General features: G+C 70.2%; 10 protein-coding genes. All 10 read left to right on the forward strand.

Annotated features, from left to right (window positions below; genetic code table 11):
• The first annotated feature begins 101 nt into the window (after nucleotides 1-101).
• The 10 genes from ACFWCK_RS16000 to ACFWCK_RS16045 all read left to right on the forward strand — a co-directional run bounded on the left by ACFWCK_RS16000 (nucleotide 102) and on the right by ACFWCK_RS16045 (nucleotide 12676).
• Nucleotides 102-578, forward strand: coding sequence for a DUF2975 domain-containing protein (locus tag ACFWCK_RS16000; protein WP_233312374.1), 477 nt, complete (start codon nucleotides 102-104; stop codon nucleotides 576-578).
• Nucleotides 578-793, forward strand: a complete 216-nt coding sequence (locus ACFWCK_RS16005; RefSeq protein WP_378806801.1) for a helix-turn-helix domain-containing protein — start codon at nucleotides 578-580, stop codon at nucleotides 791-793. The genes ACFWCK_RS16000 and ACFWCK_RS16005 overlap by 1 nt, the downstream gene beginning before the upstream one ends.
• The gene (locus tag ACFWCK_RS16010; RefSeq protein WP_378806802.1) at nucleotides 790-4755 is read left to right on the forward strand and encodes an SCO7613 C-terminal domain-containing membrane protein; all 3966 of its coding nucleotides are present in this window, start codon (nucleotides 790-792) and stop codon (nucleotides 4753-4755) included. The genes ACFWCK_RS16005 and ACFWCK_RS16010 overlap by 4 nt, the downstream gene beginning before the upstream one ends.
• Nucleotides 4756-5054: 299 nt before the next feature.
• Complete coding sequence (gene rpsL, locus ACFWCK_RS16015; RefSeq protein ID WP_017201609.1) at nucleotides 5055-5423, forward strand: 30S ribosomal protein S12; 369 nt, start codon at nucleotides 5055-5057, stop codon at nucleotides 5421-5423.
• A 5-nt stretch (nucleotides 5424-5428) separates the two neighbouring features.
• Complete coding sequence (gene rpsG, locus ACFWCK_RS16020; RefSeq protein ID WP_045271034.1) at nucleotides 5429-5899, forward strand: 30S ribosomal protein S7; 471 nt, start codon at nucleotides 5429-5431, stop codon at nucleotides 5897-5899.
• A 120-nt stretch (nucleotides 5900-6019) separates the two neighbouring features.
• Entirely contained in the window at nucleotides 6020-8134 is a 2115-nt protein-coding gene (gene fusA, locus ACFWCK_RS16025; RefSeq protein WP_378806803.1) for an elongation factor G, read from the forward strand.
• 155 nt (nucleotides 8135-8289) lie between these two features.
• Entirely contained in the window at nucleotides 8290-9480 is a 1191-nt protein-coding gene (gene tuf / locus ACFWCK_RS16030) for an elongation factor Tu (protein ID WP_105686027.1), read from the forward strand.
• A 206-nt stretch (nucleotides 9481-9686) separates the two neighbouring features.
• Nucleotides 9687-9911 (forward strand): hypothetical protein, encoded by a 225-nt coding sequence (locus tag ACFWCK_RS16035; RefSeq protein WP_045249928.1) that lies wholly within the window; start codon nucleotides 9687-9689, stop codon nucleotides 9909-9911.
• A gap of 255 nt (nucleotides 9912-10166) precedes the next feature.
• On the forward strand, nucleotides 10167-11690 hold the full coding sequence (locus ACFWCK_RS16040) for a polysaccharide biosynthesis tyrosine autokinase (RefSeq protein WP_378806804.1): 1524 nt from the start codon (nucleotides 10167-10169) through the stop codon (nucleotides 11688-11690).
• 155 nt (nucleotides 11691-11845) lie between these two features.
• Nucleotides 11846-12676, forward strand: a complete 831-nt coding sequence (locus ACFWCK_RS16045) for a helix-turn-helix domain-containing protein (protein ID WP_378806805.1) — start codon at nucleotides 11846-11848, stop codon at nucleotides 12674-12676.
• Nucleotides 12677-12903: the final 227 nt, after the last annotated feature.

Consider the following 12903-nt stretch of genomic DNA (forward strand, 5'->3'; position numbering starts at 1 on the left):
AAACCGGACATTCGCTGGGAGACCGGATCCGGGCTGGCATCGCCACGCGTGCATGGCTATCGTTTTTCGATAGATAAAGATCGCTTTTCGATAGGAGCGCCATGCAACCCCGGATCACCGCCGCACTCAAGGCGCTCATCGTCGTGCTGCTCGCCCTGCTGCTGGCGACGCAGGTGGCGCTCATCCCCGGCGTGGCCGTGCTCACGGCCCAGCGCAATCCCGAGCTCGCGTATCTGACCGGTCCTGGCATCGTCGGCGGGGTCGTGCTGGTGGCGCTGATCGAACTCGTGCTGGTCTGCGTCTGGCGGCTGCTCTCCCTCGTGCGCCAGGATCGGATCTTCAGTTCAGGGGCCTTCCTCTACGTCGACATCATCATGGTGACCATGGCAGCCTCGGCGGTGCTGATCGCGGCGGCCGTGGTGGTGCTCCTGCTGGGGCGCGCGGTGAACCCCTCGATCCTGCTGCTCGGGGTGGTCGGCGTGGTGATCGGGATCGCCCTCGCCCTGCTGGTCGGTGTGATGCGCGGGCTGCTGCGCAAGGCGCTTGAGCTCGAGCAGGATCTGTCCGAGGTCGTCTGATGCCCATCGTGATCGATCTCGACGTGCAGCTCGCGAGCAAGAAGATGAGCGTGCAGGAGTTCGCCGACGCCATCGGCATCACGCCGGCCAACGTCGCCGTGCTCAAGAACGGTCGGGCCAAGGCGGTGCGCTTCACGACGCTCGACGCGATCTGCCGGGTGCTGGAATGCCAGCCCGGCGACATCCTGCGCTGGATCCCGGACGGCGAGGCATGAGCGCCTCCGCGATCTGGGTGGCCACCGCGCTGGAACGGCTGCGTGATGACGCGCACTGTCCGATCTGCGGCACCGCGGTCGCCGGGCCCACCTGCCGGGCCTGCGGAGCGGACTTCCGCGGCCCCGAGGCGCAGGACCTCTGGACGGCTTCGACGGAGGCGGCCGCCGCACTCGCACGTCGCGAGCAGCTGCTGGCCGCGCTGCCCCGGAGCAGCGCCGCCGCGAAGAGGGGCGCGGCTCCGGCCGAATCCGCCCGTGTCGGGGCCGCGAGGGTCGGAGCACGGCCCGTCTCAGCCGCCTCGGAGACGCCGATCGTCCCGCCGTCCGTGCGCCCGCCCGCCCCGAGCCGTCCCGGAGCGGCGCCGGAGCGGAGCGCTCCGCTGCAGTCGCTGCTGTCGCTGGCCGGGGCCGGGCTGTTCGGCACGGCGGCGATCGTGTTCAGCTTCTTCACTCCGGATCTCGCCGACGCGGCGCGCACCGCCATCATCGGTACGACCGGTGCGCTGTTCCTGGCGGGCGGCGCGCTGCTCGCCCGCCGTGGACTGCGGTTCTCCGCGGAGACCGTGGCCGGTCTCGCCCTGGTGTTCGCCGGGCTCGCGGCGCAGGGCGTCCTCGCCGCCGCGCCGGGTGCCGATCGATGGCTGCTCGGTGCCGGGGTGACCGCCGCGGGATCTGCGGCGCTCCTCGCGATCGCCGGCCGGGCGCGACTGCGCATCTGGCTCTGGACGGGGCTGGTCGGACTCGCGGTCGCTCCCGCGATGCTCGCGGGCGTCGCGGGCATCGGCGATGTCGGCCTGCTCGCCGTCCTCGCGGTCGCCTTCGTGGCGCTCGCCGAGGTCGCCCTGCTGCCGCGATTCGGGGCGCGGGTCCTCGCCGTCGCCGACACCGCGGATGCACCGGACCGCGCACGGGAGCCGGATCCGGTGCCGCTCGCCCTCGAGCATGGCTCGCTCATCGTCGCCCAGGCGGTCGCCGTGACGATCGTTCTGCTCGTGAGCGCCGGCCGGCTGGTGACGTTCTCTGGCACGATGCCCGTGCTCGCGATCACCGCCGTGCTCGTCTGCACGCACGCCCTGCTCGCCACCCGCAACGGGGGCGCGGTCGCGTGGAGCATCGTCGCGGGGGTCGCCGGTTCGGGTGCCCCTGTGCTGGTGGCGCTGAGCATCGCGCCGCGCATGGGGGAGCCGTGGTTCCTGGTCGCGTGCGGGGCCGGGGTGGGGCTGGGCCTGGTGCTGCTCGGCGCCGTGCTCCCGCTGCCGCGCACCGCGCGCCCGGTCGCCGTCGTCGGGGGCGCATTGGGCGTGCTCGCCGTCGCGCTCGCACCGGGAGCGCTCTTCACCGCACTCGCAGGCGGATCCGTCCTGGTCAGAGCCGGGCGCACCGGGCTCTCGGACGGCCCGATCGGCGAGCTGCCCGCCGATCTGGGATGGGCGCTGGTCGTGAACCTCGCCGTCGGCGCCGCCGCGCTCGGAGCCGTGGCCGCCCTGGCGTGGAGGCGGAGCGCGACGTTCCGCGCCGTGTTCGCGGTGCTGGCGATCGTGCCCGGCTCGTTCGCCGTGCTCGCACTGGGGGCGTCCCCGCTCCTGGGGGCGCCGCTGCGCATCGGCCTGCTGCTGGTCGCCGGAGTCTCGGTGTCGCTGGTGGCGAGGGTGCCGCGGCGGCGGATCGGGGAGGTCGCCCGGATCCTGCTGGTGCTCGCGGCCCATGTCGCGGTCGCCCTCGCGGCGTTCGTCGGCGCCGAGGATCCGGCCCTCATGCCCGTGGCGGGCGTGGTGACCCTGCTCGCCCTGTTCGCGCTCGGCGCGGCTCTGCCGGCGAACTGGCGGTTCCTGCTGGTCGGGGCGGGCTTCGGCTATGGGCTCCTGGTCCTCTCCTCGGGGCTCGCCCTCGCCGGCATCGGCGGCGTCGCGCTGCTCAGCCTCACCGCGACGACGGGTCTGCTCACGGTCGCCGCGGTCACCGCCGTGCGGGTGGTCCCGGGGAGCTCCTGGCAGGCGATGCTCGTGGTCGCCACCGTGCCGTTCGCCATCGGGGTCGCCCAGGTGCTCGTCGAACGCAGCGGCTGGACGGCGCTGCCCACGGCCGCGATGGCCGTGCTGGCCGCCCTGCTGCTGGGCACGCGGCGCGAAGGCGCGGTGCCCGCGGTGCGACTGCTCGCGGCCGCTGTGATCGTGCCGGCCCTCGCGGTGTCGGTGCTCTGCCTGGGCGCCCAGCTGCTCGCGACGAGCGCCTCGCCCGTGGTGCTGCCGGTGATCGCCGCGCTCGTGGCAGGCGTGCTGCCGTGCACGCGAGGGGTTCGCCGCGTGGTCGCGGACCGCGGGGTGGGCCGCATCGTGGCTGCGCAGGTGCAGACCGCTCTCGAGGCGGGCGCCCTGCTCACCGGTGCGCTCGCCGCCGTGCTGGCGCTCGTGCGCGAGGCCGCGGGCTTCGGCACGACGTGCGCGGTGCTGGCGCTGCTCGCGGCCGGATCGGGCGTCGCCGCCGCAACGACGGGCCGACGGCACCTGCGTGCGGTCGCGACGGTCGCCGCCACGGGTGCCCTGTGGTCGGCGTGCGCAGCAGCCGGGGTCGGCCTGGCCGAGGCGTACCTGCTGCCGCCCGCGCTCGCGGCGGTGGCGTTCGGCATCGTGCGCGCGCTGCGAGGGGGCGCCGGGGCCGTGTTCGTCGCGGTCGGATCCGCCGGCGCGGTGGTTCCGGTGCTCGTGCTGATCGGAGTCGGCGCCACGGAGGCCTCGCCCTGGCGCACCGGGGCGCTGCTCGCAGCATCGTGGCTGCTTGCGGCGATCGGCGGCGTGCTGGTCCGGAAGCTTCGCGGGCGCGGCGCCGACCGCGTCGCGAAGGAGGGGGCGTCTGCGACGACGGCGGCGAACGCGTCCGCGGCGACGCCGGGCGGGTCAGCCGCGGTCCGCCGCCTGCGGCCCGCCGTCTCGTGGCTGATGGCGGCGTCGATCGTGGCCGGGGTGGCGGGCGCCGTGCAGGCGATCCTGCTGAGCCGGGGAGAGGGCCTGGGCGAGCTGCTGCCCGCGCCGCTCTCGGCCGTTCCGCTGTTCCTCGCGTGCATCGGGCTCTCGGTCGCGGGGGGAGCGGGCATGGCCGCGGGTGCCGGAGCGCTGCGTGCGGTGGCCCCGATCGCCGCGGTACGACAGTCCCCGTGGCTCTTCGTCCCCGCACTCGTGGCGACGACGGCGGGCGTGTGGCCCGCGATCCAGCGGGATTGGTTCTCGATCTGGGGCATGTGGTCGCTGATGCTCGTGCTGCTGGCGGCGACGGCCCTCACCGCGCGGCGGGTCGTCAACGGCGCGTTCACGGTCGCGCCGGTGTGGATCCTGTTCGCCCTCGCGTTCGTCACCGCCGTCGTGGCCTGGAGCCCGCGCGATCTGCGCGTCGAGTGGTTCTCCCTCCCGCTCGGGCTGTTCCTGATCGCGGCGGGGATGCAGGGACGGTTCGACGTCCCGTCCCCGCCCGCCGATCCCGCTTCGCGGTCTCCTCAAGACCGGGCCCGCAATCCGCGGGGCGCCGCCGCCGACGCGTCGTCGGGCGGTGCGGTCCCGACCGGGACGACCCCGCCACCGCTTTTCGCCGGCCTGCGCGACTGGCCGCGGGGCGCGACCGGATCCTGGGCGCTGCTGGCACCCGGCATCGTCGTGACCATGCTCGCTTCGGTCGTGTCGACGTTCACGGATCCGCTCACGTGGCGCGCGATCCTGGTCATGGTCTGCGCCCTCGTCGCGATCCTCGTCGGCGCGACCCGGCGGCTGGCCGCGCCGTTCCTCATCGGGCTGATCGTGCTGCCGATCGAGAACGTGTTCGTGTTCGCCGTGCAGATCGGCCGCGGGATCGAATCGATGCCCTGGTGGATCACGCTCGCGGTGATGGGTGCGGTGCTGCTCATCATCGCGACCACGGCCGAACGACGCGCCGAGCGCGCTCCGATGACGGCCAGACTGCGGGACCTGCGGTGACCGGATCGGATCCGCCGGCGGGCCGGTCGCGAGTCGGGGAGCGAGGCCGCGCTCGGGTGAGGATCGGCCCGCGCCGTGCCCCCGGCGCGCCGTCCGTGCGCATTTGACCGGGCGTGTTACCGCGCATTACCATAGAGCGGGTATGCGTGTGTCTTGACGCGCGCGTACCGGGCGCCGGCACTCGCCGGTTCCGCCCCCACGGCATACCCACCACTCAAACGCACGTCGTTCTCGGCGTGCGGGCGGGTCTGATGTGAAACCCATCACGCTGTCACCGTGCAGCACAACAAGGAGAAGCAGTGCCAACTATTCAGCAGTTGGTTCGCAAGGGTCGTTCGCCGAAGGTCACCAAGACCAAGGCTCCCGCCCTGAAGTCGAACCCGCAGCAGGCCGGCGTGTGCACCCGCGTGTACACCACCACCCCGAAGAAGCCGAACTCGGCGATGCGCAAGGTCGCTCGTGTGAAGCTCCGCAACGGTACCGAGGTCACGGCCTACATCCCCGGTGAGGGCCACAACCTGCAGGAGCACTCGCTGGTGCTCGTGCGCGGTGGTCGTGTCAAGGACCTCCCCGGTGTCCGCTACAAGATCGTCCGTGGCGCCCTGGACACCCAGGCCGTCAAGAACCGTAAGCAGGCTCGTTCCCGCTACGGCGCGAAGAAGGGTTGAGTTAGATGCCTCGTAAGGGCCCCGCCCCCAAGCGCCCCGTTGTCAACGACCCGGTCTACGGTGCTCCGATCGTCACCTCGCTGGTGAACAAGATCCTGGTCGACGGCAAGAAGTCCCTCGCCGAGTCGATCGTCTACGGCGCCCTCTCGGGCGTCGAGGCGAAGAACGGTCAGGACGCCGTCGCCACCCTGAAGAAGGCGCTCGACAACGTGCGCCCGACCCTCGAGGTCCGCAGCCGCCGCGTCGGTGGCTCGACCTACCAGGTCCCGGTCGAGGTGAAGCCGCACCGCGCGAACACCCTCGCCCTCCGCTGGCTCGTCAGCTACGCCAAGAGCCGCCGTGAGAAGACCATGACCGAGCGTCTCCAGAACGAGATCCTGGACGCCTCGAACGGCCTGGGTGCCGCGGTCAAGCGCCGCGAGGACACTCACAAGATGGCCGAGTCGAACCGCGCGTTCGCGCACTACCGCTGGTAATCACCAGTCGGGCCGGGATCGGCTCCTTCCGCTTCGCTCGTCGAAGCACAGGATCCGGTCCCGGCACCCCCACACTTTCCTTCGTCGCGTGACGACAGCAAGAAGATAAGGACACACCCCGTGGCACAAGAAGTGCTCACCGACCTGAGCAAGGTCCGCAACATCGGCATCATGGCGCACATCGATGCCGGTAAGACCACGACGACCGAGCGCATCCTGTTCTACACGGGTGTGAACCACAAGATCGGCGAGACCCACGACGGCGCCTCGACGACCGACTGGATGGAGCAGGAGAAGGAGCGCGGCATCACGATCACGTCCGCCGCCGTGACCTGCTACTGGAACAAGAACCAGATCAACATCATCGACACCCCCGGTCACGTGGACTTCACGGTCGAGGTGGAGCGCTCGCTCCGCGTCCTCGACGGCGCGGTCGCCGTGTTCGACGGCAAGGAGGGCGTCGAGCCCCAGTCCGAGACCGTGTGGCGTCAGGCCGACAAGTACAACGTCCCCCGCATCTGCTTCGTCAACAAGATGGACAAGCTGGGCGCGGACTTCTACTACACCGTCGACACCATCGTGAACCGCCTCGGCGCCAAGCCGCTCGTCATGCAGCTGCCGATCGGCTCCGAGAGCAGCTTCGTCGGCGTCGTCGACCTCATCGAGATGCGCGCGCTCGTCTGGGCCGGCGACTCCAAGGGCGACGTCACCATGGGCGCGTCCTACGAGGTCCAGGAGATCCCGGCCGACCTCAAGGACAAGGCCGAGGAGTACCGCCAGGCGCTGCTCGAGACCGTCGCCGAGAGCGACGACGTGCTGCTCGAGAAGTTCTTCGGTGGCGAGGAGCTCACTGTCGCCGAGATCAAGGGTGCGATCCGCAAGATGACGGTCGCCTCCGAGATCTACCCCGTGCTGTGCGGCTCGGCGTTCAAGAACCGCGGCGTGCAGCCGATGCTCGACGCCGTCATCGACTACCTGCCGAACCCGCTCGACGTGGGCTCGATCGAGGCGCACGACCCCAAGGACTACGACACGATCATCGAGCGTCACCCCGACGCGAAGGACCCGTTCGCGGCCCTCGCGTTCAAGGTCGCCGTGCACCCGTTCTTCGGTCGCCTCACCTACGTGCGCGTCTACTCGGGCGAGCTCGACTCCGGTGCCCAGGTCATCAACTCGACCAAGGGCAAGAAGGAGCGCATCGGGAAGATCTTCCAGATGCACGCCAACAAGGAGATCCCGGTTCCGGCGGTCACCGCGGGCAACATCTACGCCGTCATCGGTCTGAAGGACACCACCACGGGTGACACCCTCACCGACCCGGCCTCGCCGGTGGTCCTCGAGTCGATGACGTTCCCCGAGCCCGTCATCGAGGTCGCGATCGAGCCGAAGACCAAGGCCGACCAGGAGAAGCTGGGTGTCGCCATCCAGAAGCTCGCCGAAGAGGACCCGACGTTCCGCACGGAGCTCAACCCGGAGACCGGTCAGACGACCATCAAGGGCATGGGCGAGCTGCACCTGGACATCCTCGTGGACCGCATGAAGCGCGAGTTCAACGTCGAGGCCAACGTCGGCAAGCCCCAGGTGGCGTACCGCGAGACGATCCGCAAGGCCGTCGAGAAGCACGACTACACGCACAAGAAGCAGACCGGTGGATCGGGTCAGTTCGCCAAGATCCAGTTCACGCTCGAGCCGCTCGATCTCGACGCCGAGAAGTCGTACGAGTTCGTCAACAGCGTGACCGGTGGTCGCATCCCGCGCGAGTACATCGAGCCGACCAACCAGGGCTTCCAGGACGCGATGGCGGCCGGTGCTCTGGCGGGCTACCCGATGGTGGGCGTCAAGGCGATCCTGCTCGACGGCGCCTCGCACGACGTCGACTCCTCGGAGATGGCGTTCAAGATCGCGGGCTCGATGGGCTTCAAGGAGGCCATCAAGCGCGCGAACCCGGTGCTGCTCGAGCCGCTCATGGCCGTCGAGGTGCGTACGCCCGAGGAGTACATGGGCGACGTCATCGGCGACCTGAACTCGCGTCGTGGCCAGATCCAGTCGATGGAGGACGCCCAGGGCGTCAAGGTCGTGCGCGCGTCGGTCCCGCTGTCCGAGATGTTCGGCTACATCGGCGACCTGCGTTCGAAGACCTCCGGCCGTGCCGTCTACTCCATGGAGTTCGACAGCTACGCCGAGGTCCCGCGCGCCGTCGCCGACGAGATCATCCAGAAGACCAAGGGCGAGTAAGCCCTAGGAGCCGGTGAGGCTCGGATCGGATCCGGGCCTCACCGGCACTCAGACAACTTCACATCGTCTCTCTACTAAACTGAGAATCAAACCCGTAGGAAAGCGGTCACAATCCAGTGCCCGGTGCCCCTACATGACGTCCTGAGGAGGACCCAGTGGCTAAGGCCAAGTTCGAGCGGACCAAGCCGCACGTGAACATCGGAACGATCGGTCACGTCGACCACGGCAAGACCACGCTCACCGCTGCGATCTCGAAGGTGCTCGCCGACAAGTTCCCGTCGGCCACCAACGTTCAGCGCGACTTCGCGTCGATCGACTCCGCGCCTGAGGAGCGTCAGCGCGGTATCACGATCAACATCTCGCACGTCGAGTACGAGACCCCGAAGCGTCACTACGCTCACGTCGACGCCCCCGGTCACGCCGACTACATCAAGAACATGATCACCGGTGCGGCTCAGATGGACGGCGCGATCCTCGTGGTCGCCGCCACCGACGGCCCGATGGCTCAGACCCGTGAGCACGTTCTGCTCGCCAAGCAGGTCGGCGTGCCGTACCTGCTCGTCGCGCTGAACAAGGCCGACATGGTCGACGACGAGGAGATCCTGGAGCTCGTCGAGCTCGAGGTCTCCGAGCTGCTCGCCAGCCAGGGCTTCGCCGAGGACGCGCCCGTCGTGCGCGTCTCGGGCCTGAAGGCGCTCGAGGGTGACGAGAAGTGGACCCAGTCCATCCTCGACCTCATGGAGGCCGTCGACAACTCGATCCCCGACCCGGTGCGCGACAAGGACAAGCCGTTCCTGATGCCGATCGAGGACGTCTTCACGATCACCGGTCGTGGCACCGTCGTCACGGGCCGCGCCGAGCGTGGCACCCTCGCGATCAACTCCGAGGTCGAGATCGTCGGCATCCGCCCGACGCAGAAGACCACGGTCACGGGTATCGAGATGTTCCACAAGCAGCTCGACGAGGCATGGGCCGGCGAGAACTGCGGTCTTCTGCTCCGTGGCACCAAGCGCGAGGACGTCGAGCGCGGCCAGGTCGTGGTGAAGCCGGGTTCCATCACCCCGCACACCAACTTCGAGGGCACCGCGTACATCCTGTCCAAGGACGAGGGTGGCCGCCACAACCCCTTCTACACGAACTACCGCCCGCAGTTCTACTTCCGTACCACCGACGTCACCGGCGTCATCTCGCTGCCCGAGGGCACCGAGATGGTCATGCCCGGCGACACCACCGACATGTCGGTCGAGCTGATCCAGCCGATCGCCATGGAGGAGGGCCTCGGCTTCGCGATCCGTGAGGGTGGCCGCACCGTCGGCGCCGGCACGGTCACGAAGATCGTCAAGTAAGCATCTGCTTTCCGCAAAGGGGTCGAGCCTTCGGGCTCGGCCCCTTTGTCGTTCCCGCGCCGCACGCCGATGGCGGGTCCGTCGCCGGCGCGGGTGCTTCTTCATCTCCCGACACTTCGCGCGTGAAAGGGTTCCTTTCGGCCGCGCCGACCGGCAGAATGGCGACGTGCGGGCCGAAAGACGGCCCGATCTAGGGAGGGAACCCCATGGGTCTCGGTGACGCCATCAACGACGCGGTGAACAAGGGCAAGGAGTTCTTCGAGGAGAACAAGGACAAGGTCGAGGAGCTGCTGCACAGCGAGCAGGCCGAGGGCATCAGCGACACCGTCCTGGGCGGCGCCGCAGACCTCGCCAAGAAGGTCGCGCCGGGTGCTGCCGAGCAGATCGATGGCGTGCGCGACAACCTCGACAAGCAGGTCGGCAACGAGTGATCTCGATCTGAGTACTTCCGGAGGGCGGGGCGCTGCAGCGCCCCGCCCTCCGTCGTGCGTGCCGGATCCGTCCCGGTGATCGACGCGGTCGGATCCGATGCCGCGAACGGCGAGCCAGCAAGCGCGGGCCGCACCCGGCAGGCGCGGCGGAGCGGCGCGGGAACCGAGGGGTGACAGCGACGCCGCGCTCGATATACTGCGGGTGTCCTGTGGGAGGACGAGCAAGTACAGAACGCTGCTGGGGAGCGGATCGTTGTGAACATCGAAGATTACTGGCGTGTGGTCCGTCGACACTGGGTCGCCATCCTTCTGAGCACCGCGCTGGGCGTGGCCATCGCTTTCGGCGTGAGCCTGCTGGTGCCGAAGGTGTACACCGCGGATGCGAGCGGATTCGTGGTGTCGCAGAGCAGCGGCTCGACGGGCATCGCGTCGCTCGCCGACACCTACGCGAAGTCGCGTGCGAAGTCGTACATCGAGATCGCGAAGAACCGGTCGGTGGCGCAGGCGGTCATCGACCAGCTCGGTCTCACGACCTCGGCGCAGGCGCTGGTGAACCGGATCTCCGCCTCGGTGCCGCTCGACACGGTGACGCTGCGCATCACCGCCCAGGCGCCCACGCCGCAGCAGGCGCAGGATCTCGCCAATGCGTGGATCCGCGCGCTGGCGGTCGAGGTGCAGAGGCTGGAGAGCGGGCAGGTGCTCGCGCAGGCCGGGGCCGCCGCGACGGGCGACTCCGGCTCGGGCACCTCGGGCGTGGGAGACGGCAGCACGGGGAACGCGGCCGTGGTCGCCCTCGTGCCGGGCGACACCGCGGTGCTGCCGGGTTCGCCGTCGTCGCCGAACACGAGGCTGAACCTGCTGCTGGGCGCGCTCATCGGCCTCGCACTCGGCATCGCCTGGGCGCTCGTGCGCAACACGGCGGACAAGCGGATCCGCTCCGCTTCGGCCGTCGAATCGACGTTCGGGGTCTCGGTGATCGGCACCCTTCCCGCCGACCCGAAGCTGACAGGCAGCGAGCAGCGCCTGATCGCCACGTCGAGCGCGCGCGCCGACAACGAGCATCTGCCGCTCGCCGAGGCGTTGCGCGAGCTGCGCACCAACATCCAGTTCCTGCACGTGGACAATCCGCCGAAGGTGATCGTGCTGACGAGCCCGGTCCCCGGCGACGGCAAGTCGACGGTGGTCGCGAACCTCGCACTGGCGATCGCGGAGTCCGGAAAGCACGTCGTGCTCGTCGACGGGGATCTGCGGCGGCCCACCGTTGCGGGCACGTTCGGACTGCCCGGTGCAGCGGGGCTCACCGATGTGCTGGTCGGCAACGCGGCCATCGGGGATGTGCTGCAGCGCTCGGCGCTGCATCGCAACCTCTTCCTGCTGGCGGCGGGCAGAGTGCCGCCGAACCCGAGCGAACTGGTCGGCACGAACGTGATGCACGATCTGCTGCGCACCCTGTCCGAGCATGCGATCGTGCTGGTGGATGCGCCGCCTCTGCTGCCCGTGACGGACGGTGCGATCCTGGCCACGCAGGGCGACGGCGCGATCGTCGTGGTGAGGGCCGGCACCACGCACATCGACCAGCTCGGCAAGGCGCTGTCGAACCTCGACAAGGCCGGTGCGACAAGGCTCGGCGTCGTGATCAACCAGATCCCCCTGCGAGGGATGGACCGGGCCGGGTACGGGTACTACGGCGGCGGGTACGTCGGCCGGACCGGAGGATACGTCGCCGCGGATCCCGGATCCGCGCAGTTCGACGAGCTGATCGCGCAGGCCCGGCGATGACCGGCGAGGCTCTTACGGCGACCGCGCTGTCCTCGTCGCCGGCTCGCTCGGCCACCGTGACGAGGGAGCCCTCGTCTGCGACCTCGTCCGCACGCGTGTCCGCGGTGTCGCCGGCGAGTGGGTCCGGGGCGGCGGCTGGCACCGCGGCATCGCCAGTGGCCGGCCCCGTGTCGTCGGGTGCCGCGGTGTCGCCGGCCGGTGCCGTGCAGAGGCTGGAGCGCGAGTTCGGCGACGTGCGGATCCGGCTGACCAGGGCGACCGGCGGCGTGCTGTCGCTGAGCGCGGGCCCGGGCATGCTGGCCGTGCACGGTGTGCGGCGCGGGCGCGTGGCGGTGCGCGGCGGATCGACGCCGTTCGAGGTGACGCAGAACGGTGCGCTGCTGATGGCGGACTGCACCGTGATGGCGGCGGTGCTGCGGCCGAGCGAGCTGATCTCGATCACGGTGCCGGTGCCGCCGGGGGAGGACGTGCCGTCCGGAGCCCGTCCCGCGGTCGGCGGCGAGACGCTGCTCAGCGGCGTGATCGCGTTCGCGGGGGAGGTCGTGACCGCGGTCGATCGCGAGGTGATGGGCGTACCGCATCCGCACATCGAGCTGCTCGTGCGGGACATGGTGGCACGGCTGCTGACCGTCGAGGCGGTGCAGGAGGCGCCCAGTCCGATGCGGCGCGCGCTCGCGGTGATCATGCGCATGCACGCGGATCCGCGGCTCGGCTCGCGACGGATCGCCGAGGCCGTGAACCTGTCCGTGCGTCAGCTGGAGCGCCAGTTCCACGCGCACGGCACGACGATCGCGCGGGAAGTGCGGCACGCACGGCTGGATGCGGCGGTGCGACTGCTCAGCGAGGATCCCACCGGCCTGTCCAGCATCGATGAGATCGCGCATCGGGTCGGGTTCTCCGGCGGATCCCCGCTGGCGCGGGCCATGCTGCGCGAAGGGCTGCCCTCGCCGTCGGCGGTGCGCTTGGGAGTCAGGCTCGCAAGCTGAGCGGCCGGCCCGCTGCGCGGTCGGATCCGGCGGGCGATTCCGGCGCAGCGCAGCTATCCGCCACCCGCGGGCGACGGGCCGTGCCGAGCGCGACGCGTATCCGGCTGATTGCGTCATCTCGAAGGCAAGTCGCGAAGTCGCGTCGATCCGATGCGCTGTCATGAACTCGGGACACGACGCGCTGGGGCGCTGGTTATCGCATCCGGATGGGACCGGGTGCGGTCGAG

The organism is Microbacterium sp. NPDC060117 (genome assembly GCF_042729315.1).
Taxonomy (GTDB): domain Bacteria; phylum Actinomycetota; class Actinomycetes; order Actinomycetales; family Microbacteriaceae; genus Microbacterium.

Coding starts and splice junctions, on each gene's coding strand:
- rpsG (WP_045271034.1), top strand. CDS start 5,429: ATGCCTCGTAAGGGCCCCGCCCCCAAGCGCCCCGTTGTCAACGACCCG.
- ACFWCK_RS16005 (WP_378806801.1), top strand. CDS start 578: ATGCCCATCGTGATCGATCTCGACGTGCAGCTCGCGAGCAAGAAGATG.
- ACFWCK_RS16010 (WP_378806802.1), top strand. CDS start 790: ATGAGCGCCTCCGCGATCTGGGTGGCCACCGCGCTGGAACGGCTGCGT.
- ACFWCK_RS16000 (WP_233312374.1), top strand. CDS start 102: ATGCAACCCCGGATCACCGCCGCACTCAAGGCGCTCATCGTCGTGCTG.
- ACFWCK_RS16035 (WP_045249928.1), top strand. CDS start 9,687: ATGGGTCTCGGTGACGCCATCAACGACGCGGTGAACAAGGGCAAGGAG.